This is a genomic window from Anaerolineae bacterium (assembly GCA_016931895.1).
Classification (GTDB): Bacteria; Chloroflexota; Anaerolineae; order 4572-78; family J111; genus JAFGNV01.
Map to the genome: position 1 here is coordinate 1 of JAFGDY010000038.1, position 26,157 is coordinate 26,157.

The following is a 26,157-nucleotide window of genomic DNA, read 5'->3' on the forward strand; positions in this document are numbered from 1 at the left end:
ATCTTGAAGGCTATGCCCTTTTTACCTAATTGTTCCGTGACGCCCCTACTATATCTGGGGGCTCTCACGGATATTCTGAAAGAGCCATTATAGCTACTGTACAACGCAATATTGTAATTGAAGGTTTAGATGGGATGTTGTTAATATGTCACTATAACAACTTTACAGGAACGTGAACATTCGGCATCCTCCCCCTATACTGTGACCGGGGCGGGGACGCCGAAGGGAACGTGCCGCGTCCGGGCTGGCTCGGCGCTGCCCATGGGTCTATTCTAAACCCGTCTTGGTGAACAAATGCCCTATCTCCTCCAACTGCCCGGCATCGGCTACTACCGTCCTCCAGCCTGCCCACCGCTGAAGACGAGGCGACTCGCCCGGCCTGAGCTGGTCCGGCGACACCCTCCCGGCTGACCCGCCGGCGAGAGAGACAAAAAAAGAGACCCCACCGCCCTCCTCAAACCCTGGTTTGGGGGGCTTAGGGCAGGCTGTCCCTTTTTTCTTTAATAAGGGAGCTTTTTCCTCAGTTTTAAGGTTTACCCCCTTGATACTTAACTACATCGGGAGGCGGTGGTCGTCATTGGTCATTCGTCGTCCCTGATAGAGATTGGGCCAACAAAAATTTGCATTTTTTTTACATTTTCCGGCCCAATATTTTACAATTTGGCGCTATGATGGGAGTATCCATAGAAAATCCTGAAAGACCGGAACTTTATTTTTCAAGCAGCGAGACGTGTCCATGATGTCTAAAAACCACTCCCACCCTTACTGGATTGACCTGGGTATCACGGCGGCTCTGTTTAGCTTGGCCCTCCTCGTCTACAACGCCACCCTTACCCCCAGTCTGAGCTACAAAAGCCCCGACGGTAACGAACTGGCCACCGTGCCTTACCTGTTGGGCCTGGTCCATTCTACCGGCTATCCACTTTACACCTGGCTGGGCAAACTGTTTACCTTCATCCCCATCGGCGACGTAGCCCACCGCATGAACCTGATGAGCGCCATCCTGGGCGCTATGGGCGTGGGGCTGCTTTATTTGATCATCATGTTGAATTCAGGCCAGTCTGGCGCCGGGTTATCCCCTCCGGCTGCTAACCGCCCCATGCGCCGGATAACGGCTATGTTCACAGCCCTGCTGTTTGCCTTTTCCCTCACCTTCTGGTCGCAAACGGGCATTGCCGAAGTTTACGCGCCCAACGTATTTATGATTATCTTGACCCTCCTGACCCTCCTGATCTGGGCGCGACTGGAGGAGCGCGCCCGGGCGCGGTCAACCGCCGGGGTCTGGCGGCGATTTCTGCCCTCCGGGCGCTCCCTGGCCCTGCTGTTTATTTTTGGCCTGCTCTTTGGCCTGTCGTTGGGCACCCACATGAGCAACTTGGGCTTTGCCCCGGCTTTTGCTCTCTTTATCATATTGGTCAGTTGGCGCACGGCCCTGAGTCCGCTGGCCATTATGGGGGGCGGATTGGGCTTTTGCCTGGGCGTTTTGCAATTTCTGTGGCTGCCCTATAAAGCCGCCACCCTCAACGATCCCTTTATGCTACAACGCGCGCCGGCCACCCTGGCCGGAATCTATAACTACACTCTAGGCGCGTTCCCCCAATTCAAATTTGCCTTTGCCTGGTGGCAATTGCCGGAACGTATTGTGCTTTACCAGGACATACTGCGCCAGCAGTACGGCCTGGGCAGAATTCTGCTGGGTCTGTATGGCATGGCCGAGCTGCTCTGGCGGCGGCCCAAACGATTTTTTCTCTTGATCGGGATGTACCTATTTCACGTTTGGTTTTTTATTCAATACCGTGTTTTTGATCTGGACGTGTTCTTCATCCCGGCCCACCTGCTTTACGTTATTTTCATCGGCTTTGGCGTCACCTGCCTGGGGGGATACGTGGTGAGCGGGTGGCGACATTCTACCCGGCGCAAATGGCTTTGGCTTGGCGCAACCGGCCTGCTGGCCGCCCTGCTGGGGCTGGCCGTAGCCGGGCAGGTCAAGGCCAATTGGGCGTCTAACGATTATTCCAAAGACACCGCCATCAACGATTTCTACCACAACGTCTGGACAATGCTGCCCGCGAACAGCGTGCTGCTGGGCCAGGGAGGCGTGTTTGGGTATGACATGTTCTACTGGCGACTGGTCTACAACGTGCGGCCCGACGTAACCCTGCCGATGATAGAAGGCCCCCGGCCCGATCCCAATATCCTGGCCGGGCGGACTCTCTACACCACCACCCCTACTAACTCAGGTGGGCCTCGAAATCTTGGCGGCCCGGCGCAACAAGGCCGCACGCCCTGGTCGCCGCCCGCCAACATGTCGCCCGCCGAAGCCTGGTACGTGCCGGTTTTAATTGGCGGCGGCGATGACGTTGGCGCCGCGCCGCGCCCCCGCCCCGGCCTCACCCTGTACCGGGTGCAAAACGAGCCGCCGCAATTATCAACAGCACAGCCAACGCCCCAGTTCAGGGTTAACCAATCATTTGGCTCGTTAACCTTGCTTGGCTACGATTTAGCCTCGGCCACGGCGCAGCCGGGGGGCCGCCTGGAACTGACCCTTTATTGGCAGGCTCAAAACCCGCCGCCGGAGTTGATTGCCACCAGCCTGGGAGAGTTGAGACTGGAGCAACATGAATTTGGCCTGGGAAACTTATCCCGCTACCTGGCCGAAGTCCAACCGCCCCCATCTGACGCGATTGTAGAATCGTATACCGTGGTGGTGCCGTCTACCATCACGCCGGGGGAATATCCGCTGACGGTCAGTTTGCAAAGCCGGTGGCCGGTGGGGAGGCCTGGTTTGGCCGAGCCGGACGGTAAGGTGAACCAACCCGCAGAAACCATCACCCTGGCCAACATTGTTATTCTGACGACCAACGACCACCGACCAACGACCAACAATGACCAATAAAAGTTCGTCGTTTGTCATTCGTCATTCGTCGTTCGTCGTCCATCTACCTTGATAGGAGTGAACCCAAATGACTCTGGAACGAAAATTACTCATCGCTGTTGGAGCGTTTATTATCGCCCTCATTATTGCCGTAGGCGCTTTTTCCCTGGGACTTTACGTGGGACAAAAAGGTATTTTCCCTGACGCGCCCAATATCGCCGGGCCGGGTGGCGGGGGGCCGCCAGGCCAGCCGGGTCCAGCCGGTCAGCAACCCCGCGGTGAATCGCCAGGGGGCGGGACGGGTCAAGCAGCTCCCGAAGGGCTGGCCGGCTCCGGCAACCAGCCGCCGCAAAACAATTTCAAACCGTCTAACCTGCCCGCCGGGCCACCCGACCTGGTTGGCACGTTACGCTCGATGGATACGGAAGGGCTGACCATTGATACCCCGCCCGGCCCGCGCCTGGTCCAGTTAGCCGATAACCTGGAGATTTTTGATCCGCAGGGCAAATCCCTTACATTGGACACGTTGCAACCCAACACCCACCTGGCCCTCTTTGGCCACTTTACCAATAATGGGCAAACCATGGTAGCCGAAACCGTTATCATCCTGCCCCAACCCGGCCAACGCCCGGGGATGACGAACGACCGCCGACCAACGACCAATGACCAACAATGACCGGAAAGTAAGTTGGTTGGTCGTTCGTCGTTCGTCATCCACCGTCATTGGTCATCTGCACCAAGTTGTCAAAACTGACCTGCAAACTCGCCAGGGGGTCGCCGGGACAGGTATCTTGCTCAACGATGTACCACTTTGCGCCGCTTTCTTTGGCTGCGGCAAAAATACCGGGCCAATCCAAAACACCGGCGCCGACCTCGGCAAACGTGGGCGGCGTGCCGGCCGACATATCCTTCACGTGCACCAGCGGTACCCGGCCCGCCCAGCGACGCAGTATCTGCGCCGGGTCCAGGCCGCCGGCTTGCGCCCAATAAGTGTCGGTTTCAAGTTGCACATGGGCCGGGTCGCTGTTCCCCCACAAAATTTCCAAGCCGGTTTTGCCGTTGAATTGAACAAACTCAAAAGCGTGGTGATGATAACAGAACAGCAGGCCTTTGGCCCGGCAGCGCCGGCCAATATCGTTGAGTTCAGCGGCTGCGGCCCGATAGCGGGCTTCATCGCTGCGCTCATCCTGCGGCAGCGAAGGACACACCAGGTACTCCGCGCCCAGGGCCAGGTAAGTTTCAATCTGGCGGTCAAGATTGGCCCGCAAATCGGCCAGCGACACGTGGGCGCTGACCACTTTCAGGCCCAAATCAGCCAGGATTTGCTGTAACTCGGCAATGCTTAAACCAAACGTACCGGCCAGCTCTACCGCCGGATAACCGATCCGGGCCACTTGCCGCAACGCTCCGCGAAAATCCCGGGCCGCCGCCGCACGAACCGTATACATCTGCACCGCAATGGGTAATTTTGACATAATTTTCTCCTTATTTGCTCCAGCATCATAGCCCTGATCAAACACTTGAGCAAGTTCAGCCGTCATTGGTCTGTTCTGGTTGAGGGGGGCGTCCGTTAGCCAATCGGGTCGCCATTTGTATTCGCCGGGAGTTCGTGATACTATTTTACCTGCGCCTGACCGGCAAAAACAATGGCAATGAAACGAAAACTACGCGGCCTCAAACGGACGGCCATTCAACTGGATTTTAATCTCTACCGGGTTGACGTGCCCATTCGCGGCCTGGCCGACGCCGAATTGAGCGTAATTGACATCTGGCCCGAAGGCGTCACCCGGGCCATGGTGTTTGTGCATGGCTACGCCGGCTGCGCCGAAACCTGGGAACATCAAATTAACTATTTTTCCCGCTCCTACCGGGTGCTTGTGCCGGATTTGCGCGGGCACGGCCAGAGCGGCGCGCCCCTCACCCAATACACCATGCCGGAGTTGGTGGCCGACCTGGAGACCATCACCGCCGTCCTTAATCTACCGGATCAGTTCATTCTGATCGGTCACTCCTTTGGCGGCTCAATTTGCGTGGAGTATGCCAACGCCCACCCGGAACGCCTGGAAAAGTTGGTCTTAATTTCTACGGCGGGGGAATACCCGCTGCCGCGCCGAGCCGCGCTGGCCTACCGCATCCCCAGCACTTTCCTGCGCCCCTTTTGGAGATTCCGGCCCCGCTGGAACGCCGAAATCCACGTAATGAAACGGATGATGCTCAACAACATGCGCCAATGGCAGGGCTGGCCCCTGCTTCGCAACCTCACCACCCCCACCCTCATTCTCACCGGCGAACGCGACCGCTATTTCCCGCGTTACGTTTTTGACGACGTCGGCCAGATGGTGCCCGGGGCGGAAATTTACGACGTCGGCTCCGCCAAACACAAGGTTCAGCTAGAACGCCACCGGGCCGTCAACCGGGCCGTTGAGGGATTCATCGGCGATAGATACCGTTCCTGGCGCGACCTGGAGGGGGACAGCGGTGAACTTATTAAAAAGCGGCCCTGGCTGCCCAGTTATGGCAAAGACATTCCGCCTACCGTGCCCATTCCCCGCCAGCCTTTGCCCAAATTTTTAGAAGGCGCGGCAGATTGGCTGCCCAAACGCACGGCCACCATTTTTTACGGCGCGCGCCTCACCTATCAGCAACTTGACCGCCAGGTGAATCAATTTGCCCATGTTTTGCACGGCCTGGGGGTCAAATCAGGCGACCGGGTGATGGTGATTTTGCCCAACATGCCCCAGATGATTGTGGCCTATTATGGCACCCTCAAAATTGGCGGGGTGGTGGTCATGTCAAACCCCGAGGCCGACGCCGCCGAAATCACCCGGCAGATCAAACAAACCACGCCGGCCGTGTTGGTCACTCTGCGGGATTTTGCCCACCTGGTGGGGGAGATTCAACAGGCCACCGGCCTTGATAAAATCATTTTGGCCGACTTGCGCGATGCCGTTTCCCCCGGCGTGTTTCGTAAACTACTGGCCCGCTGGGAACTCAAACGGCCCAAAGCCAAAAAGTCAGCCGAGAATCTACCCCCCGGCTGCTGGTTGATGTCTGAACTGATGCTGGACGCGGCTTTAACGCCCCCGGCTGTTCCTGTGTCCAGTCAAGATTTGGCCGCCATCCTTTACACCAGCGGCACCACCGACGAGCCAAAAGGCGTGTGCCTGACCCACGCCAATCTGGTAGCCAACGCCCTGCAAACGCGCCATTGGATCAAGGACCTTTATTATGGGGAAGAGACCTTTCTATCCGTGGTGCCGTTAACCCACAGTTACGGCATGACCAACGCCATGAACATCCCCCTGGCCCTGGCCGCCACCATTGTGCTGCTGCCGGTGTTTGAACTGGAACAGGTGCTCAAGCACATCAAAAAATACAAGCCCACGCTTTTTCCCGGGGTGCCGTCTATGTATACGGCTATCAATCAAGCGCCCAACGTGCGTTCTTATAACTTAAAGTCTATTAAAGTCTGCGTTAGCGGCGCGGCGCCCCTGCCCATTGAAGTGCAGGAAGCGTTTGAAAAATTGACCCGGGGCCGCCTGGTGGAAGGCTATGGGTTAACCGAAGCTTCGCCCGTAACCCACGCCAATCCGTTGTATGGCGTGCGCAAGGTGGGTTCCATTGGCGTTCCCATTCCCAACACGGATGTCAAAATTGTTGACCTGGCCACCGGCGCAGACCTACCGGCGCGGCAAATTGGCGAGTTGGTGGTCAAAGGACCGCAGGTGATGCAGGGCTATTGGCGCGACGAGGAGAGCACCCAAACCGTTCTCAAAAACGGCTGGCTCTACACCGGCGACGTGGCCGTGATGGACAACGAAGGTTATTTTCAAATCATCAGCCGCAAACGCGATACCATTATGGCCGGGGATTACAGCGTTTATCCGCGGGATGTAGAAGAAGTGCTCTATGAAAACAGCAAGGTTTTAGAAGCGGCCGTGGTTGGCGTGCCCACCCTGGAAAACGGGCAGCCGGTAGCCAAAATCAAAGCCTTTGTGGTGCCGCGTCCCGGCACGCATCTTTCTCAAGAGGAATTGTTGGCCCTCTGCCGGCGACGGCTGGACGAATACGCCGTGCCCTGGGAGATTGAGTTCAGGCCAGAACTGCCCAAATCGTTTATCGGCAAAGTGCTGCGGCGGATGTTGGTTGAGGAATCGGTTGAAGAATCGGTTGAAGAAAATGAAACAAAAAAGTAATACCAGGGAGAGGGTTCACGGATCAAGGAGCAACAAAGCTACATGCAATCACCTAAAATTGGTTTAGTTTTGGGCGGCGGCGGCAGTCGCGGCCTGGCCCATATTGGGGTACTGGAAGTTTTGCAGCGCGAGCAGATTCCCATTGACTTGATTGTGGCCACCAGTATGGGCGCGATCATCGGCTCGCTCTTTGCTTTGGGCCTTAGCCCGGCTCAAATAGCCGATGGGATGCAAGCCTTACAGAGTAATTCTCTGGGCCTGAAGGTGGCCGGGGCGCGGACCCGGCAGCGGCTGGTGCGCAAACAATTGGCCGGGGTAATGGAAGGCAAAACCTTTGCCGATCTCAACTTGCCGGTCACCTTGATGGCCGTGGACATGATCCACGGTGAGGAAGTAGCCTTATCTCAAGGGCCGTTGCTGCCGGCGGTTTTGGCCAGCAGCGCCGTGCCCGGCGCTTTTCCGCCCCTCAAACTCAAGGGCATGGAACTGGCCGACGGCGGCGTGATTGACAGCCTGGCCACCCACGTGGCTTACGCCCAGGGCGCGGAAAAGGTGATTGCGGTAGACGTTTACCCGCCTCTGGAAAAGGATGACCCCTGGACCGACCCCATCAGCGCCATCTTGGGCGTGCAATTGCCTCCCCCTATTTTCAGCACCAACGGCAACGGCAAAAACAAAATCCCTACGGCGGCGGCTTCGATGTGGCGCTCGGTGCGGGTGATGACCTGGTATCTCCACCAACAACGCCTGGCGGCGCATCCGGCGCACGTGCTGCTCCGGCCCCAGGTAAATAATTACCGCTCCCTTGATTTTAAGGAGATTGACGCGCCTATTCAGGCCGGGGTGGCTGAAACGGAGCGACACCTGGCCGCCTTGAAAGCCCTCACAGAAACGCGCGCCAATGTTTAAAAACGCGCCCGGATTTGCCCGTCCCGCAATTCCCAAATGCCCGTCGTAGCCCGGCGAATAAAAGCGCGGTCGTGGGCCACGGCCAACATTGTGCCGGGAAATTGAGCCAGGGCCTCTTCAAAACGCTCCCGGCTGGGGATGTCAAGATGATTGACCGGCTCATCGAGCAGTAAAAAATTACAGCCCTGCGCCACCAGCAGAGCCAGCATCAGCCGCGCCCGCTCGCCAAAACTAAGGTCGCCCACCCTCACAAACACGTCGTCGCCGCTAAAGAGGAAAAAGTGCAAAAAACGGCGTATCTCGGTTTGGTCCATCTTAACGGCCTCGGCCCGGATAGTATCATAAGGGGTCAGGTCCGGCTCCAGAATCTCTTGCTCTTGAGCCATATAGCCCAATTTAACCCCTGCGCCCAACTGCACTTGCCCGGCTGTCGGGGCCAACTCCCCGGCGATGAGGCGCAGCAGGGTGGTTTTGCCTTCTCCGTTGGGGCCAACCAGGGCCGCCCGCTGGCCGTGGGTGAGGATTAAATTGACCCGGCTAAAAAGCGCCCGCTCCCCAAAAGCCATAGCCAGGTTTTCCAGGCGCAACACCTGGCGCGCGCCGCCGGCGTCGTCGGCAAAATCAACTTTCAATTGCCAACGGCGCGACGGTTTATCAACGCGCTCTTCGGTGAGCAGTCGCTCTACCCGCCGTTCAATTTGTTTGGCCCGGGCCACCGTCCGGGTAGATTGGTCGGAAAAGAAACCCTTGGCAAACTTGTCGCCGCTGTCGCCTTTGCCGCCCCGTTTCATTTTGGCCTGACCCCGCAGCCGGCGGGCTGCGTTTTGCAGCCGGAAAACTTCGTCCTGTTGGTCCTGGTAGGCTTGCCACTGCCGTTCTATCTCGCGGGTCAGGGTTTCGGTGTAAGCAGTATAATTTCCGGCAAAGTCGCGCAGGGTGTGGGTGGCCGGGTCTATGACCAAGGTGCGGGTGGTGGCGGCATCCAAAAAGGCCCGGTCGTGCGACACCAGCAAAACCGCGCCATCGTAATTACGCAGCCATTCTTCCAGCCAGGCCAGGGCGTCAAGGTCAAGGTGATTGGTCGGCTCGTCCAGCAGCAGCAGGCACGGCCGGCGGGTCAACAGCCCGGCCAAACCCAATCGTGTTTTTTGCCCGCCGCTTAATTTTTCAACCGGCAGGTCGCGCGGCACCTCGGCCAGGCCCAGACCGGTGAGAATGGCCTCCCGCCGGGCTTCCAACGTGTAACCGCCGGCAGCCTCAAAACGGGCTTCGGCCCCGGCGTAGGCGGTAGTGAGGGCGTCAAGCTGGGTAGCAGAAGCAGGTTTTGCCATCAGCCCGGCGTAATGCTGCATATCGGCCCAGGCCTGGCTATGCCCGGCCGTAGCGCGGGCCAGGGCCGCATTAACCGTTTCCCCGGCCTCAAAAATCAGGGCCTGGGCCAGGTAGCCCACCTCCAGTTCCGGCGGGTCAAACCGCACGCTGCCGCCATCGGCCTGCTCCTGCCCGGCGATGAGGCGCAGCAGCGTGGTTTTGCCGCAGCCGTTTGGCCCCACCAGGCCCACCCGCTCGCCGAAGTTGACGACAAAAGAGACATCGGCCAGAACGGTCTCCAGACCATAACTTTTGCATAGTTTGGTGACGTGTAACATTCAGCGTCTCTCTATTCTGAGTTAATCCAGACCCGGTCTTCGCTAGACCATTTGCATAACCCACGAGGCCTGCCGGGGAAAGAGCGCGTTGAGCAGCAGCGCCGGCTCTTCCTCGGCCCAACAATCGGGATAGGCGTTGCGCAGTTCGGCCAGGGAGCGATACCCAAAGAGCAGTTTCAAAAAGACCAGGGGCGGGAATCCGGCTCCGGCCCGTTCTTTTTCATCGGCAGGCTGCCGCCACGCTTCGGCAACAGCCAACCGGCCTTGCTCAAATACCAGGCGCAATCCGCCCCGGTAAAAGGTGATTTTTAATTCGCCGCTATAACCACTCATCACCGAATCGGCCAGTCGTTTTTCCAGGGCCGGGGCAATATGGCGCATAAAACCCGGCACATCCGGCACGCGGATGTACCAGCCGTAAGGGTTCTGCAACTTATCCAATTGAGCGTCAAACGCTTCATAGGCCGGGTGGTCGGCGCCCAGGCCAAACCGAATGGTGGTGAATTCTCTCTTTGGGCCATCCTTGTTGTTTTCATTAAGGGCGGCCAGACGCGCTTCGCCGTGCGCCTTGAGCGCGCGCGCAACGGTAGGCAAAACCGTCCGTAGGGAAATCCCTTCGGCCACCGCCAGCGCCCAGGTTTCCACCCGGGACCCCCATAGTTCAGCCGAATAGGAATAGGTGCCAACCACGTCGTTGTCGGCGTTGGTCAGGCAGTTGACCCGCCCCATAAAGTGGCGGTGTCTCAGTTCGTAGAGCCAGCGAGTCTCATCCATTGGCACGGTCACCAATTTGTCCACGGCGCAGCGTTGATAAAGACGGATCAGGGTAGGGATGTCGGCTTCCGTGGCCGGGCGAACCCGGTATGGTTCGGTTTCATCCTCTTTCAACTCCGGCACCCTGCTCACGGGTAAATTGCGACCGCCTCCCAAGTTCAGGGCGTACTCGTAACCAAACTGGCGGTAAAACCAGGGGATGCCGGTGATGCCCTGCACTTGATGGCCGTAGGCGTCGCTCAAGGTGTGAATGGCCTCAAAGACATGGCGGGCCAGGCCGCGCCGCCGGTAGGCCGGGTCGGTGCCGACCAGTTCGGGCTGGCCCATTTTAAAAGGAATGCCATGGTAATGCCATATTTGCGGAATAAGGCAGGTGGCGCTGACAATTTTGTGGGCCTGAGTATCTTCTACCAGCACAAAATCTTGGGCCAGCATGGTCGGGTGTTGGCCTAACATCAATACTCTGGTCCAGGCAGGTAAAAAGCTCATCGGCTCCCCGTCCATCAGATGAATCCGCGAGTTGAATTCGGCCACGGCTTCGGTATCCTCCGGGGCGGCCAGGCGCAGAACCAGGCCATCGCCCAGGGGGCGGGGTAGATTTAGGGTATCGTGTGGTGCAGACATTTCATAACCTCCGGTAGTGTTTTAGGATTTTTGGATGACAACAAAAAAGCCGCGAAAAGATTCCGCGGTTTTGATGACTCATCAACAGGTGAAGTTTCAAAAAATAAAAAACCGCGGGCGGAATGTGCCCACGGCTTGGGGACTAAACAAGTTGCCCCGTCAAATTGACATAACTACAAGCCAGTAGACGCACTCCAACAAAATACGGCCGCATTGCCGCCGCCGAAATCTTGCGGGATGACCCGTTTAATCATTTTGTCACCCATGGGGTGCGTCTCCTTTCCACGATGTTAGAGAACATTATATTGGATTGCGGGAATTTGTCAATTTGCGTTTTCTATTAACCAAAGTTTGGCCGATGCCCTCGATTTTTTGGGTTTGATTTGCCAAATCTGTCTCTTCTTGACCACCAAATTAAGGAGATTCCTCGCTATCACTCGGAGCAACATGGGGGCTGAACAGTGACTATTTTTCAGGCAAAGCAAGTTTAGGGAACAGGACGCCGTCAGGTTGCACCATTGTGCCGGCCGGGTAGCGGCCCCAGATTGACACTTCGGCCCAATCCCCGTTGGGTTCCAGAGCAAGGCCAAGTTGCCGGGCGATTTTTTCGCCGGTAGCCGGCAAGAAGGGATGGCAATAATCCGCCACCAACCGTAGCGTTTCGGCCAGGTTGTAGAGAGTTGTGGCCAATCTGGCCTCGATGGTCGGGTCTTGCCGACGCTGTTTGGCCAGAACCCACGGCTGTACCTCGACGATGTATTTGTTGGCTACAGCGATGAGGTCCCAAATCGCGGCCAGGGCCTCGTGCAAAGCAAACCGGGCGATAGCCGTGTCTACCCGTTCTGGCAGAGTCTGGGCGGCGTTGAGCAAGAGCTGGTCAATGGCTTCGGTTGGTCCCGGGGCCGGGACCAGGCCATCGTAATAGCGAGTGACCATTCCCACCACCCGGCTCAAGAGATTGCCCAACTGGTCGGCCAGGTTGGCGTTGTAGGCGCGGACGAACCGCTCCCAGGTGAAGTCGCCGTCTTCGGTGGCCTTGATTTCGCGGAGCAGGTAGTAGCGCAGGGCTTCGGCGCCGTATTGTTGGGCTACCGCCACCGGGTCAATGGCATTGCCCAGTGATTTGCTCACTTTTTCCCCGGCCAGGGTGATATAGCCATGAATGAAGATGGTGGTCGGCAAACGCACGCCCGCCGAAAGCAGCATGGCGGGCCAGTAGACGGCGTGAAAGCGGGTGATCCCTTTGCCAATCACGTGTACCCGGCAGGGGTTGTCCTGCCAATAACGCCGGTACAGGTCATCTTCCTGGGCATAGTTTAGGGCGGTAATGTAGTTGCCTAACGCATCAAACCAAACATACATAACCTGCCCAGGATCATGAGGCACGGGGATACCCCAGCCGTGCGCCCTGGCCCGGGAGCGGGAGATGCTGAAATCGTGCAAGCCGGCGTGGATGAAGCTGAGGACTTCGTTTTTGCGGGTGTCCGGCACAATGCGCAATTGGCCGGACTCAATCAGGGCGGACAGCGGGTCAGTGTACCGCGATAGGCGGAAGAAGTAGTTTTCCTCTGCGATGAGTTCCGGCGGGAGGCGATGTTCCGGGCACAGGCCGTCAATTAATTCCTCGGCGGTGTAGAATTGCTCGCAGCCCACGCAGTAGAGACCCTGATAACTGCGCCGGTAAATGTCGCCGTTTTGCTCGCAAGCCTGCCACAATTTGCGGACGCCGTCCAGGTGGCGGGCTTCGGCGCTGGTGCGAATGAAATCATCAAACGACAGGTGCAACAAGTCGCGCAGGGCGTAAAAGTAGGCCGCGTTGCGATCAACCAGAGCCTGGGTAGAGACGCCTTCACGCTCGGCGGCTTGCACATTTTTGAGACTGTTTTCATCGGTGCCGGTCAAAAAGCGCACATCCTCCCCGTTGCGGCGATGGTAGCGGGCCAGGGCGTCGGTGAGAACAAATTCCAGGGCGTGGCCGATGTGAGGCCGGGCGTTCACGTAAGGAATCGCTGTGGTGATAAAATAGGGCGGTTTGGCACCGTTTGGATGTTGCTTGGTCATGATATTCCTCCTCGGATAAAAACAAAAAAGGGCCGCCCTCTGCCGGGCGGCCCTTGAATTTTCACGGTTAGTTACTTCATCAACTTTTGCGGGCAGCAGCAAGCATGGGCAAAATAAAGCGCGGCAGGCCGCGCATGCGCATACCCATGCTCATTAAGAAAATAACTGATAAAACGTTCAACATTTCTGCTACCTCACGATCTGGTTAAATTATACCTGAATTGAGTTATTCGTCAAGGGTTAGTATAATTAAAAAAGTTAGCGGAGTAAAACATGGCTACAAACCACCCTTACCCCATCGGTAAACTCCCCGTTGCAGACCTGGCTCAATTATTGGGCCGGTATGCTCCCGGCGACCCCCGGTTGATTGTGGGCGCAGCCATCGGCGAAGACGCCGCCGTGATTGAACTGGGCGACCGCTACCTGGTAGTTGCCACCGACCCCATTACTTTTGCCACGGATGAAATTGGCTGGTATGCGGTGAATATCAACGCCAATGATGTGGCCTGCACCGGGGCCGCGCCGCGCTGGTTTCTGGCCACCCTGCTCTTGCCCGAAAATCGAACCTCGCCGGAATTGGTTGAGAAGATATTCAGCCAGATTACCTCGGCCTGCGAGGAGTTGGGCATCACCCTGGCCGGGGGGCATACGGAAATCACCTATGGGCTAAATCGCCCCATCATCGTTGGGCAAATGTTGGGTGAGGTTGCTCCGGCCAAAATGGTCAGCACAAACGGGGCGCAGGCGGGCGATGATTTGATTTTGACCAAGGGCATTGCCATTGAAGCAACAGCCATCATTGCCAGGGAAAAGCGGCAAGAGTTATTAGAACTGTTTGATGAAGATATCCTTACTGGCTACGCGAATTTCTTGCATGCGCCAGGCATCAGCGTGGTCAAAGATGCGGCCGTGGCCATGGCCGTTGGCGGCGTGCGCGCCATGCACGATCCCACCGAAGGCGGCGTGGCCGGCGGCCTGCACGAGTTGGCCGAGGCCGCCAACGTGGGCCTGGAAATCTTTGCCGCGAAACTGCCCTACCTGCCGGAGACGGTGGCGCTCTGCGAGCATTTTGGCCTGGACCCGTTGGGCGTTATTGCTTCCGGGGCGTTGCTCATTGCGGCGGACCCGCATTTTACCGGCGAAATTGTCAAACAATTAGCGCAAGCCGGTCTTGTCGCCGGCGTGATTGGCCGGACACAACCGCCGGAACAGGGGCGCATGCTGGTTGATCAAAACGGTTCGCATCCCCTGCCCGCCTTTGCCCGCGACGAGATCACGCGGTTGTTTGAATAAGGGTTGGGTTTTAGCCCTAACTTGACCAATCACCCAAGCTGTTTATAATTGAATCAGTCGTGGCCTATCTCACCAAGATTGCGCTTTTCAGCCAACACAGGCCAGACCTCGGGAGGTTGACCCGCTTGTGACCCAAAAACGTCGTTATGATATGGTAATTTTTGATGTAGGCGGAACCCTGGTCGGCTTTGAAGATGACGCGCCGTTTGGCGAAGTGCTGGCCCGGATTGACCCGCCTCACCGTTTCACCTCGGCCAACGAATTACGCTTGAGCATGCTTCACACCCTCTCGGCCCGCCGCCACGAGGCCATTGGCATGGTTGACGACAACGAAATCAACAATTGGTGGCGCACTATCTTTGAAGAGCTTTTTCCGGGTAACCCCGCCGCCGCTATGCACATGTGGGAGCTGTTCAAGCACAGTTATTTCGACAGCCTTTTTCCTGACACTTTGCCCACGCTCCGGCGGTTTCAAGAGTTGGGCGTGGGCATGGGCATTGTGTCTAATTACGGCGCTCACCTAATTTACACGCTGTACAAACTCAATATTTATGATTACTTTAAATTTGTCATTGTCTCTTCCCTGGTAGGCGTGGCCAAACCCGATCGCGGCATTTTTGAAATAGCCATTGAAAAAGCAGGTGTTCCTCCGAACCGAATTCTCTACGTGGGCGACAACGTGACCGACGATATTGACGGCAGCCACAACGCCGGCCTTGACGCCATCCTCATCAACCGCCCCGGTCGCAACCCCAGCACCGCCCCCCTTGTCATTGACAGCCTGCTTGAATTAGAGCGGTTTGTTTTCCCAGACAAAGCACCGGCCTAATTTAGGCCCAGACAGCATCAAAGGAAACCCCCATGAGCAACACCCGTCAACTTTACATTTGGTTGGAAGGCAATTTTGAGCGTCCGCCCAAAATTGAAGCCAAAGTGGCCGCGACGATGCCTCTGCGCGAATTCAGAGAGAAATTCGTGGCTACCGATCAATCTTTTTTGATCATGCGTGTTTACGCCGCCGCAGATGACGAGGGCCGGCAATTTACCGTAAGTCTCCACCCCGCTCTGGAAAACCTGGAAACAACTAACGAAACCATCGCTGGCGCGACTCTCACCGGCATCAAAGGCATTGGGCGCAAATACACGGCCATGCTGCGGGAAGCCGGGATAGAGTCTATAGAAGATTTGCGCGAAGCCGGGACCACGCCGGCCAAACGGGCCAGGTTGGCCCAAAAAACCGGGCGCAACGAAACTATCATTCTGCACTGGGTGCAACTGGCCGACCTCATGCGCCTTGAGGGGGTGGGCGAAGATTACAGCGCCCTGTTGTGGGAGGCCGGCGTCACCGCTCCCGCCGATTTGCCCAAACAAAACCCGGAACGCCTGCTCCAACTGCTCACCCGGGCCAATGCCGAAAAACGCCTCACCCATCGTTTGCCCTCCCTGGGGCAAATCACCGCCTGGATTGAGCAGGCCAGGGAACTACCGGTATTGGTGAAAACATAAAGCCTATTCCAGGGGAATATAAATTTTGCTTTCAACTTCCTCGCCCGCCGCGCCGCTAAAATCCTGTTCATAACATTCAATTTCCAGGGGATAAGCCAGGCTTTGGCCGGATTTTGGCAGCCAGGTTTGATAAATATAGTCCAGGGTAAGTTTGCGCTCCTGGTAAAGTCCCTTATGAATGAACCGGGCATACTTTAAGGGGGGAAGGGTTTTAACCACCAGGGCCGGGCCAACCGGCCGGGAGGGATCAACCTCTATCGCGGCCATGTAAAAATAACCGCCTGTTTCTGTATCTTGGGGGTAGCTGGTCAGCCCATAATATTTTTGGGGCTTCACTTTGTCGGCCAGCCCGGCTAATTCCTGCTTAAAAATTTTCCAGAGCGCCGAAATATCCGGTTGTTCATCCACCACCAGGGTCATCACCCCGGCCAGGCAAAAAGCCTCCTTTTTAACCAATACGGGTTTTAAATAATCCCCTTTGTTGATGTGTTGCAGATACACTGCGGTGAGCCGGGGCAGTAAAAAACGCCGGCCTATATTGTTTTGCCTTTTCCACTGGTTGGGCTGCATGTCAAACATGCGTTTAAAAGCGCGGGAAAATGTTTCGGGGTTATTGAATTGATAGTCAAGGGCAATGTCAATGATCTTTTTATCGGTTTCAAGCAACTCGCGGGCCGACTCCGAAAGCCGGCGACGGATCAGGTAATCATATGGGGTATGATGCACAAACCGATTGAACATGCGGCAAAAATGATACAGCGAGGAAGAGACCGCTTCGGCCACGTCGGCAATGGTGATGGCTTCTTTGAGATTGTTTTCGATAAAGTCAATGGCCTGGACCATTGAGGCGATATGCGACATTGACCATCCTCATTCCTTATGCCTGGGCAGCCTGACCGTTACTGCCCGCCGGTCTGATGGGCACGTAAACATCCAACTCCGACTCTGTCAGTTTGTCAACTCCCTTAAAACGCTGATCGTACCGTTGAAAATTAAAACGATAAGCTTCTTCATACCCTGAGTTGGGCAGCCACTCCTGGTAAATCAAACGAGACCAATCAGAGTTAATGAGCGATCCTTTCAGAGTAAAAACCGCGTAGGCCGTGGGCGGCAAAATTTTGATCAGGGCTTCTACCGGCACATCCTCTAAATTGGCCAGCTCTATCCCCGCAAAAATGTCAAATTGCCCCTGGGTTTCGCTTTCTCCAGTCATGCCCCATACCTCGTAGCCGACCCCGGCATGTTTGACATTCTTTAGCCGGTCACGATTGCGATTCAAAAAATCCTCAAACCGATGCCAGAGCCGGCTGATCTCATTTCCCTCCGTCCAGCCCGGACTGGTAAAGGGGTCCCCATAAAAACTAAACCCCAGCAGGATGATCTGTCCTTTTTCAACGATTGTTGGTTCCATTATCTTATGCCTCGCTGCCGGAAAATGGCCCGGCGCAAATCATGTCAAAGACCCGTTATATTTGGGGCAATTATGGCCCTATTTTAGCAAATAATATCAAGACAGGAAAGAGTGGATTTGGTAAGATAGATAAACAACGAAGGACGATGGACGATGGACGAAAGACGATGGACGATGGATCAAAAGATTATTCATTGGTCGTTGGTCGTCATTGGTCATTCACTATTCAAATTAATCACTATGGAGGAAACAATGGATCATCAAACAAACAACTCAAAAACCGAAACCTTTAATATTTCTCCCATCGGCTACGTGCGCCGGAACAACGGCAAAACATTTTTAGAAATCCTGGAGCCTTATGTGCCCGCGCTCAAGGAATTAGAGCATTTCAGCCACGTGCAGGTATTCTGGTGGTTCAGCGAATTTGACGACGACATGTTCAGGCAAGTCACTCAAAGCGACCAAGCGCCTTACGAAGCCCCGGTTTTAGGCGTGTTTGCCTGCCGTTCGCCGGTTCGGCCCAACCCCCTGGCGTTGACCACGGCCCAAATCCTCAAGGTTGACCATCAACAGGGCCTGGTTGAAATTGCCAACATTGAAGCCTTTGACGGCACGCCGCTGCTTGATTTAAAAGCCTACATCCCTATGAACGACCGGGTGCAGCAGGTATCTGTTCCACCCTGGTGCGCCGACTGGCCGGAATGGCTGCCGCCAGAGGGCTTAGGTTTAGAAGAATAAAACAACTTAAAGAGGAGAAAAAATGTCACAAACACAAATAACCCAACCTACCCGACCTTCGGAACGCATTATGGCGTTGGATGCGCTCCGAGGGTTCGCCATTCTGGGTATTCTGATCATGAATATCCAGAGTTTTGCCATGCCTGAAGCCGCCTATCTCAACCCGGCAGCTTACGGCAATTTAACCGGCCTCAACAAATGGGTGTGGATACTCAGCCACACCCTGGCCGAGCAAAAATTCATGACCATTTTTGCCGCCCTTTTTGGGGCGGGGATTGTGCTTTTTACGGCCAGGCTGGAAAGCAAGGAGCGCCGGCCCCTGCCGTGGCATTATCGCCGCACGTTCTGGCTCCTGGTCATCGGGTTGCTGCACGCTTACCTGCTGTGGTATGGCGACGTGCTGGTTTCTTACGCTCTCTGCGCCCTGGTGGTGGTGTTGTGCCGAAAATGGTCGGCTCCTGTTTTGTTGATTTTGGGGCTGGCCGTGGTGGCCGTTGGCTCTCTGTTGTATCTCTTTTTTGGATTTTCCCTGGCCTATATGCCGCCCGAAGCCTACGCCGGGATGCAACTGAGCTGGCAGCCGCCCCCCGAAATGATCAGCCACGAGTTGGCCGTTTATCAAAGCGGCTGGCTGACCCAAATGACGTTGCGTATTCCCTCCTCTTTGACGTTTCAAACGCTTGTCTTTTTGATTTTTAACATGTGGCGCGCCGGGGGGCTGATGCTGGTGGGGATGGCCTTATTCAAATGGGGCGTGCTGACCGCCGCGCGCTCCACGCGCTTTTATGGTCTGCTGCTCCTGGTTGGTTTTGGCCTGGGCCTGCCCCCGGTTATTTATGGCGTTGGCCAAAATTTTGCCGTCAATTGGTCCATGGATTACGCCCGGTTCTTTGGCTCACAATTCAATTATTGGGGTAGTCTGCCGGTGTCGCTGGGCTACGTGAGTTTGGTGATGCTACTCTGCAAATGGCCAAATTTGACCCCTCTCACCGGCGTTCTGGGCGCAGTGGGGCGCATGGCTCTGACCAATTATTTGCTGCAAACCATCATCTGCACCACCATTTTTTACGGCCACGGCCTGGGGTTATTTGGCCGGGTAGAGCGCAGCGGGCAGATTTTGCTGGTGCTGGGAGTATGGACGTTCCAATTAATCATTTCCCCCTTGTGGCTGCGGTATTATCATTTTGGCCCGGCGGAATGGTTGTGGCGTTCCTTAACCTACTGGCAGCTTCAGCCCATCAGAACCGCCCGCACAAGCGCAGGGTCAAACATAGAGGACGCAGGGAGGCTTCAAGAAAGCCATTAGCCAATACAGGGGAGGACGTCGCGTCACCGGGTTCTTTGCCCCTATAGTTGTTCAGTTAATGTTTTTGGTAGGGACACAGGACAATGTCTTGTCCCTACCGGCTGAAAATCCAAATTCTTTCTCACACCCGCACCACCACCAGGGTCAAATCATCATGCGGCTCGGTGGGGCCAACAAAGGCGGTTACCTGGCGTTTCAAATGGCCCAGCATTGTTTCGGCGCTGAGGGCGGGGCCGGCGGCGACGGCCTGCTCTAACCGCTCAAAGCCAAAAATTTCGCCGGTCTGGTTCATGGCCTCAATAACGCCGTCGCTGGTCAAAATAACCAGATCGCCCGGGGCCAGGGGCAGCGTAACTTCCTGGTAGCCGCTTTCCGCCCCTAAACCCACGCCCAACGGCAGCCCGCCGACCTCAACCCATTCCACCGCGCCGTTGCCCCGGCGAATGATCGGCAGAACGCCGCCGGCGTTAGCCGCATGCAAAATTCGCCCCGGTTGGCCGTTACCGGCGGGTTTAAATTCCACGTAACACAACGCGCAATTTTGGCGCGTGGTTTGGGTGTAGTGGGCCAGCACCCGGTCGAGATGGGCCAGCAATTCGCCCGGGGAAAAGGATTGGTTAATCACGGTTTGCACCGAAGCCAGGCTGACGGCCATCAGCAACGCCGCGGGCATGCCCTTCCCCGAGATGTCGCCAACTACCAGGGCAAAACCGCCGGCCGTTTTACCGCCAGCCAACGGTTTGTCGTCAAGGGCGTGATAAGCGTAAAAATCGCCCCCCACTTCCTGGGCCGGTTTGCTGTAACAGACCACGTCCGGGCCGCCCCACACCGGCTGAGGGGGCGGCAGCAGGCTCACTTGAATATTGCGGGCCATGTCCAGTTCGCGCTGAATGGCCGAGAGCTGCAAGCGCTCTTTTTCAGCCTGTTTTTGGGCGGTTATATCCCGGATGATGCCCTGGTAACCCAAAATGGTCCCATCCTCGGCCTGGCGCAGGGTGGCGGTAACCAGACCATCTATTTCGGCGTTATCCTTACGGCGGAGTTTTACTTCAAAATCCTTCACCGAACCATGAAGCTCCATCTCCTGTTGAAATCTGAGCCGGTCGTCGGGATTGGCGTAAACGTGAAATACGTTGCCGCGCTGGGTTTCTGCCTCAGTGTAGCCAAACAAACTCAAACCGGCCGGGTTCACGTCAATAATGTGGCCGGTGGGGTCGGTCAGGTAAATGGCGTCTTTGGAATCTTCAAAAAGAGCGCGGTATTTCTTTTCACTCTGCCGCAAATTGGTAATGTAAGTATTAAGGTTGGCGGTCAAGCTGTTGAAGGTTTCGGCCAGGGTCACCAACTCCTGGGGGCCGGCGGGCCGGGCCTGGGCGTCAAGATTACCCTCATTGATTTCTCTGGCCGTAGCCGTTAAATCCTCCACCGGCCGGGTGATGATTTTGGCCATGGTATTGGCCACAATGATGATGCCGGCCAGGGCCAGCAGGGCCACCAAAGTGGCTATTTCGGTGGAGCGGTTGACTTCGGCCAGGGCGTGGGCCTGGCTATCGCTAACCAGCACAGTCCAGCCCAAACTGCGAATCCGGTCCAGATTGCTTTGGCTGGTGCTGTTCAGGCGGGAATAGGCCAAAACGGTTTGGCCCGGTTTCTCTAACAACCAACCGGAGGGCGGCCCGGCCCGGTCGGCCTGCGCCGATAAAATATCCTTGAACAACGGCGGGGCGGGTTGGCCAATTTCGGTTTTGGTGGGACCGGCCAAAACAACGCCGTCCGCAGCCAGCAGCCTGACCTTGTGGGAAGCGTTTTCATTGGCCAGGGCAATAATCTGCTGAATGGATTGCAAATCATACGTTGAGGCCAGGGCCTCAATTGGTTGGTACGTTTTGGGGCTAACAATGCGCACGGCCATAAAGATGGAAACTTTTTGCGTGGCCGGATCATGGGTCAAGCGGCCCAGGTAAACCCCGTCCTGGGTCAGGTCCCACACCGTCTGCCACCAATCGTCGTCGCCATAAAAAAGTTTTTCCGGCTTCTCCCCGTGCGCGGCCACCAGGCCGCCCACCTGATCGGTAACAAACAAATTTTTGTGCGAATTATGGCTGCCCCGAAACGCGGTGAGGGCCATAACGGCCGGGCCGGTGCGGTATTGCAGCACAAACTCGTCATTTTCCGCGGCGTGTCGCCAGCGATTTTCCTGGGTCCAAAGATACGAACGAATTAACGTTTTGTCATTGCCGGGATAACCGGCCCACACCTCCTCAACCCGGTTCAGGATGTCGGGGGATTGGCCCAGGTTGGCCAGGTCAATGATCTGCCGTTCCAAAATATTGCCTACCCGTTCCGCTTCAACCTCGGCCGTGGTTTGAAAGGTTTGGCCCACTTTTTTGATTTGGATATCGTGAATCTGGACGATCAACACCCCGGTGATAACCAAAATGGACAGGGCCAAAATAGCCGTAACCAATAGCGACAACTGGGTGGTCAAATTGGGCCGAACATAACAACACGCCTGGGGCCGCAACCGGACAAACCACAATAAAAAGATCAAACCGGCCAGATAAAGCACGCCGCCTGTCACGATCACCAGATAATGGGTTTGGGGCAGGGTGGTGAGAATCAGCAAACGGTTGGGCAGGGCCAGGAGATCAAGCCCAATCATCAGAGAAGCCGCGAGCAAGGCCAGAATAACAAACCTGGGCATTTGCTGCAACTTGCCCGCTATGCCCGTTTTCAGGGGAACGGTAGCCATAATGATCAAGCCGATCAACCAAAAATCGGCCACAAAGAGAGGCGCCAGCATCACGCCCATAATCTGCACGGCCATCACCAGCCCTAAACCGGTTTGCAAGCGTTTTTGAGTAAAAACCACCCAGGCGGCCACGCCATACGCCAACACCACCGTGCCCGTTATCCCGGCCAGGGCCAGGGCCGGCCATTGGCCGGTTTGGTTATAAGTCAACCCTAAAAAAATGGTAATGACGCATAGCAGCAAACCGGAGAAGAGGTTGGTAGACCAAAATAATTTCTGTTGGGTAAGTTTCATTTTACACCGGTCACTGTTGGATCAGCCCTGATGGCCGTCATAGCGGCCTCCACTTTTTCCGCGCATCCTGCGGCAATGATCTTTTCCTGCCAGGCGTGATAAGGCGTTAAGCCCACGCCCCCGGTAGCCAGCGTTTTTGACTGAATCCCGGCCGCCAGTTCTCCTTTGGCAAATTGGATAACCACGTCGGCCACGGCCACATCAACAAATTTGGCCGTACTGGTGAGTAAAACGCTTCGCACTTCAGGGTAGGTGAAGTATTGGTCCACATCAACCCCAATGGCCATAATGCCGGCTTCATAAGCAGCCAACAACCCCCCGTTGCCGGTATTGCCGCCAAAACCGGCGATAACATCCGCCCCTTGATTAATAAAATCCTGGCCCACCAGCTTGCCGGTGGGTAGGTCGTCAAAGTTGGGCACATATTGATTTAACACCACTATCTCCCGGTTAACCGATTTGGCCCCCTGCCGGTAGCCGGTAACCAGGCGCGCCACCGGCGGAATTTCCATGCCGGACACGCTGGCAATCACCCCCGTTTGACTCATACAGGCCGCCAAAACCCCGGCCAAATAGCCCATCTGGTCTTCGGCAAAAACCAGGCTGGTTACATTGGTCAGCCCGCCCTCGGCCGAATAACAATCTTCAACCGTTTCCGGGCAGCCCTGCCCCGGGAAATAAGGCACGTCCACAATCACAAAATGAACGTGGGGGTGATCGCGCGCCGCTTTGGCCGTGACTTCGGTAAAAAGGTAGCCGGGCGTAATCACCAAGTCCGCCTTACCGGCCATGTTCATCACGTTACGTTCGTAATCGTCAATTGAGTCGGTGACCACATACTCAAAGGCCAGGCCGGCCTGTTCCGCCGCCTGCCTGGCTCCTTTCAGGGTATATTCGTTGAACGATTTATCATTTTCCCCCCCCACGCCCAGCACCACGCCAACCTGCAAAGCCGATTTCGGGGCGACGGCAGGCGCGCTTCCCCCACAAGCAGGCAACAGGCCCCAAACCATTAACAGCAAGGCTAAGGGAATTACAAAATGTCGGTTCATCGCTACGGCTCCTCGCTAATACTACGAAACAAAACCCGATAAGTTGTTTTGCACAACCGGCCTCATTGTACCATAAAATAGCGCAACCGAGTATTGGACAAAGTTCTTAATTTTGCCGCCCCACCCGCCTTTCCGGCTAACCCATTTTAGAACACTTTGACTTAACCGCCGCTTCGGGTATAATGCTATACAGTCAAAAAAATGTGGCCCAATTATCAGCGTTGATGATAGCCCTAAACGATGATCCTCACCTGGTGGGCCGGTGGGGTTTTTTTATTGCCCGCCCTATTTTAATTTCCTAAAAACCCGGCTAAAATATTTATAATGGTTTTTATAAAAATTAGCAGTAAAGGAGACACCATGAGCCTTGAGCAGGATTTACAATTAGAACAAGTCCAACACCTTGACCTAAAAAACTTTACTACGGTTGAGATTGGCACGTCGGTTAAAAAAACCGTTGAAAAAATGCGGGTCGAAAACCGACACTGCGCCATTATTGTTGACGAAGGAGAGCTGGTTGGCATTTTTACCGACCGGGATATTTTACGCAAAGTGGTTGACGCCCGTGAAACCTGGGACTTGCCCATTGACGACCTGATGACATCCACTCCGCTGACCGTCCAAGCCAAAGATCGGGCCGATATGGCCCTGGCGTTAATGGACTTTAAACATTTTCGCAACGTGCCCGTTTTGGACGATGAGGGCAAAGTGATTGGCAATTTAACCCACCAGGCCATCATCAAATATTTGAGCGACCGTTTTCCAGAGTCGGTTTATAATCTGCCGCCCAACCCGGAACAAGCGACCCGGCAACGGATTGGCGCTTAAGGGAGTAAAGAGAGGCAAGAAAAAATGGCAGACTTTAAACACATGGAATTTGAAGACGTAGAATCAATTACCATCCGCTTTGCCGGCGACTCCGGCGATGGCATGCAACTGACCGGCACCCAATTTACCGATACCAACGCCGTGTTTGGCAACGACATCAGCACCATGCCCGACTTCCCTGCCGAAATCCGCGCCCCGGCCGGCACGCTGGCCGGAGTCAGCGGCTTTCAGGTGAATTTTTCCAGTGAAGAGATCCTCACCCCCGGCGACGCGCCCCGCGTGCTGGTGGCCATGAATCCCGCCGCCCTTAAAGCCAACCTGCCCGATCTGGACCCCGGCGGCAAAATTATCATCAACACCGACGCCTTTACCGAAGCCAATCTCAAAAAAGCCAACTACCAGCGCAATCCCCTGGAAGACCGCAGCCTGAAAGGTTACGAGGTGCATAAACTGCCCATTACCACCCTCAACCGCCACGCCCTGGAAGGCATTGAGGGCCTGAGCGCCAAAGACATTGACCGCTGCAAGAATTTTTTTGCCCTGGGCCTGACCTTTTGGATTTATGATCGCTCGTTAGACACCTCAATGAACTATATTGCCAAAAAATTTGCCAAAAATCCGGCCCTGGTAAAAGCCAACCAAACCGCGCTCAGGGCCGGCTATAGCGTGGGCCACAACACCGAAGCCTTCCAGACCCGTTACCGCATCAGCCGGGCCCATCTGTCCCCGGGTGTTTACCGCAAAATAACGGGGAATGAAGCCATGGCCATGGGCCTGGTGACAGCCGCCATAAAAGCAAACAAACCCTTGTTTTACGGCTCATACCCCATCACCCCCGCCAGCGACATTCTGCACACCCTGGCCGGCCTGAAACATTTCGACGTCCGCACTTTTCAGGCCGAAGACGAAATTGCAGCCATAGGCTCCGTGATTGGGGCGGCTTTTGGCGGCGCGTTCGCCGCCACCGGTACCAGCGGCCCCGGAGTGGCCCTAAAAAGCGAGGCCATTAACCTGGCCCTGATGCTGGAACTGCCCCTGGTGATTATTAACGTGCAGCGCGGCGGCCCCAGCACCGGCTTGCCCACCAAAACCGAACAGTCCGACTTGCTGCAAGCCATGTATGGCCGCAACGGCGAAAGCCCCATTCCCATCCTGGCCCCCTGTTCGCCGGCCAACTGCTTTGAAACAGCCATTGAAGCCTTCCGGTTGGCCGTGCGGATCAGCAGCCCGGTATTTATTTTAAGCGACGGCTACCTGGGCAACAGCGCCGAACCCTGGCTCATCCCCAACCCGGACGAGATCGAGCCGATTAAGGTCAAACATCCTACCGCTTCCAGCAACGGCAGCAATGGCTTTAAACCCTACAAACGAGACCCCCAAACCCTGGGCCGGCCCTGGGCCATTCCCGGCACGCCGGGCCTGGAACATCGCCTGGGCGGCCTGGCCAAACAGCCGGAAACAGGCAGTGTTTCTTACGTGCCCAGCGAAAATGAACAAATGGTAGAAGAACGCGCCGCCAAAGTGGCCCGCCTGGTCAACTTTATCCCGGAACAGCCGGTTTTGGGGGCCCAGAGCGGCGACCTGCTGGTGGTGAGCTGGGGCAGCACCTTTGGCGCGGTTCGGTCCGCGGTTTTGCGCCTGCAAAAACGGGGCCAGCCGGTTTCACACGCCCATATTCGCCACATCAATCCCTTCCCCCGCAACCTGGGCGACATTCTTACCCGCTTTGAGCGCATCCTGGTTCCAGAAATGAACATGGGCCAGTTGATCATTCTGCTCAGGGGCAAATACGGCACGCACAATTTTATCCCCTTCTCCAAAGTGCAAGGCCGGCCTTTTGCCATTAAAGAAATCCTGTTAAAAATTGAATCAATGTTGGCCTGACGGAG

19 protein-coding genes are annotated in these 26,157 nt (G+C 56.0%); 11 read left to right on the forward strand and 8 right to left on the reverse strand.

The features are described from left to right. Positions 1–736 precede the first annotated feature (736 nt). Positions 737–2,896, forward strand: a complete 2,160-nt coding sequence (locus tag JW953_03185) for a DUF2723 domain-containing protein (GenBank protein ID MBN1991681.1) — start codon at positions 737–739, stop codon at positions 2,894–2,896. Positions 2,897–2,963: 67 nt separating this feature from the next. Then, complete coding sequence (locus JW953_03190) at positions 2,964–3,551, forward strand: hypothetical protein (GenBank protein MBN1991682.1); 588 nt, start codon at positions 2,964–2,966, stop codon at positions 3,549–3,551. A 34-nt stretch (positions 3,552–3,585) separates the two neighbouring features. Here the strand turns inward: JW953_03190 and JW953_03195 are convergent, their stop codons facing one another. Next, the gene (locus JW953_03195) at positions 3,586–4,350 is read right to left on the reverse strand and encodes a sugar phosphate isomerase/epimerase (GenBank protein MBN1991683.1); all 765 of its coding nucleotides are present in this window, start codon (positions 4,348–4,350) and stop codon (positions 3,586–3,588) included. Between the two features lie 861 nt (positions 4,351–5,211). On the opposite strand from JW953_03195, the gene JW953_03200 reads away from it, so the two are divergent. After that, positions 5,212–7,071 (forward strand): long-chain fatty acid--CoA ligase, encoded by a 1,860-nt coding sequence (locus tag JW953_03200; protein MBN1991684.1) that lies wholly within the window; start codon positions 5,212–5,214, stop codon positions 7,069–7,071. A 42-nt stretch (positions 7,072–7,113) separates the two neighbouring features. Beyond that, positions 7,114–7,980, forward strand: a complete 867-nt coding sequence (locus JW953_03205) for a patatin-like phospholipase family protein (protein MBN1991685.1) — start codon at positions 7,114–7,116, stop codon at positions 7,978–7,980. Here JW953_03205 and JW953_03210 read toward each other — a convergent pair. The 3 genes from JW953_03210 to JW953_03220 form a co-directional block, all read right to left on the reverse strand. Beyond that, positions 7,977–9,629 carry an ABC-F family ATP-binding cassette domain-containing protein gene (locus JW953_03210; GenBank protein MBN1991686.1) on the reverse strand — a complete coding sequence of 551 codons (1,653 nt, stop codon included), beginning with the start codon at positions 9,627–9,629 and terminating at the stop codon, positions 7,977–7,979. The genes JW953_03205 and JW953_03210 overlap by 4 nt on opposite strands. 42 nt (positions 9,630–9,671) lie before the next feature. Further along, a complete protein-coding gene (locus JW953_03215) occupies positions 9,672–11,027 on the reverse strand; it encodes a GNAT family N-acetyltransferase (GenBank protein MBN1991687.1) in 1,356 nt (451 codons plus the stop codon). Between the two features lie 465 nt (positions 11,028–11,492). Beyond that, a complete protein-coding gene (locus JW953_03220; GenBank protein MBN1991688.1) occupies positions 11,493–13,088 on the reverse strand; it encodes a methionine--tRNA ligase in 1,596 nt (531 codons plus the stop codon). Between the two features lie 273 nt (positions 13,089–13,361). On the opposite strand from JW953_03220, the gene JW953_03225 reads away from it, so the two are divergent. From JW953_03225 to JW953_03235, 3 genes are all read left to right on the forward strand, one after another. Then, a complete protein-coding gene (locus JW953_03225) occupies positions 13,362–14,381 on the forward strand; it encodes an AIR synthase family protein (protein MBN1991689.1) in 1,020 nt (339 codons plus the stop codon). Positions 14,382–14,508: 127 nt separating this feature from the next. Next, complete coding sequence (locus tag JW953_03230) at positions 14,509–15,210, forward strand: HAD family hydrolase (protein ID MBN1991690.1); 702 nt, start codon at positions 14,509–14,511, stop codon at positions 15,208–15,210. A gap of 173 nt (positions 15,211–15,383) precedes the next feature. Further along, entirely contained in the window at positions 15,384–15,887 is a 504-nt protein-coding gene (locus JW953_03235) for a DUF4332 domain-containing protein (GenBank protein ID MBN1991691.1), read from the forward strand. A gap of 3 nt (positions 15,888–15,890) precedes the next feature. Here JW953_03235 and JW953_03240 read toward each other — a convergent pair whose 3' ends face one another. Together JW953_03240 and JW953_03245 are read right to left on the reverse strand one after the other, a co-directional pair. Then, positions 15,891–16,748: an AraC family transcriptional regulator gene (locus JW953_03240; protein ID MBN1991692.1), complete on the reverse strand. Its 858-nt coding sequence runs from the start codon at positions 16,746–16,748 to the stop codon at positions 15,891–15,893. Between the two features lie 16 nt (positions 16,749–16,764). Further along, a complete protein-coding gene (locus JW953_03245; GenBank protein ID MBN1991693.1) occupies positions 16,765–17,298 on the reverse strand; it encodes a GyrI-like domain-containing protein in 534 nt (177 codons plus the stop codon). Positions 17,299–17,550: 252 nt separating this feature from the next. Here JW953_03245 and JW953_03250 point away from each other — a divergent pair, with 252 nt between their 5' ends. Together JW953_03250 and JW953_03255 are read left to right on the forward strand one after the other, a co-directional pair. After that, the gene (locus tag JW953_03250) at positions 17,551–18,036 is read left to right on the forward strand and encodes an SAM-dependent methyltransferase (protein ID MBN1991694.1); all 486 of its coding nucleotides are present in this window, start codon (positions 17,551–17,553) and stop codon (positions 18,034–18,036) included. 22 nt (positions 18,037–18,058) lie between these two features. Further along, positions 18,059–19,342, forward strand: a complete 1,284-nt coding sequence (locus JW953_03255; protein ID MBN1991695.1) for a DUF418 domain-containing protein — start codon at positions 18,059–18,061, stop codon at positions 19,340–19,342. A gap of 121 nt (positions 19,343–19,463) precedes the next feature. Here JW953_03255 and JW953_03260 read toward each other — a convergent pair whose 3' ends face one another. Both JW953_03260 and JW953_03265 read right to left on the reverse strand, forming a co-directional pair. After that, positions 19,464–22,388: a SpoIIE family protein phosphatase gene (locus tag JW953_03260; GenBank protein MBN1991696.1), complete on the reverse strand. Its 2,925-nt coding sequence runs from the start codon at positions 22,386–22,388 to the stop codon at positions 19,464–19,466. Beyond that, complete coding sequence (locus JW953_03265) at positions 22,385–23,440, reverse strand: BMP family ABC transporter substrate-binding protein (GenBank protein ID MBN1991697.1); 1,056 nt, start codon at positions 23,438–23,440, stop codon at positions 22,385–22,387. Before JW953_03265 ends, JW953_03260 begins: the two co-directional genes overlap by 4 nt. A gap of 360 nt (positions 23,441–23,800) precedes the next feature. Between JW953_03265 and JW953_03270 the strand changes: the two genes are divergently transcribed. After that, positions 23,801–24,268: a CBS domain-containing protein gene (locus JW953_03270; GenBank protein ID MBN1991698.1), complete on the forward strand. Its 468-nt coding sequence runs from the start codon at positions 23,801–23,803 to the stop codon at positions 24,266–24,268. Positions 24,269–24,292: 24 nt separating this feature from the next. Further along, positions 24,293–26,152, forward strand: coding sequence for a 2-oxoacid:acceptor oxidoreductase subunit alpha (locus tag JW953_03275; protein ID MBN1991699.1), 1,860 nt, complete (start codon positions 24,293–24,295; stop codon positions 26,150–26,152). The last annotated feature ends 5 nt before the right edge of the window (positions 26,153–26,157 follow it).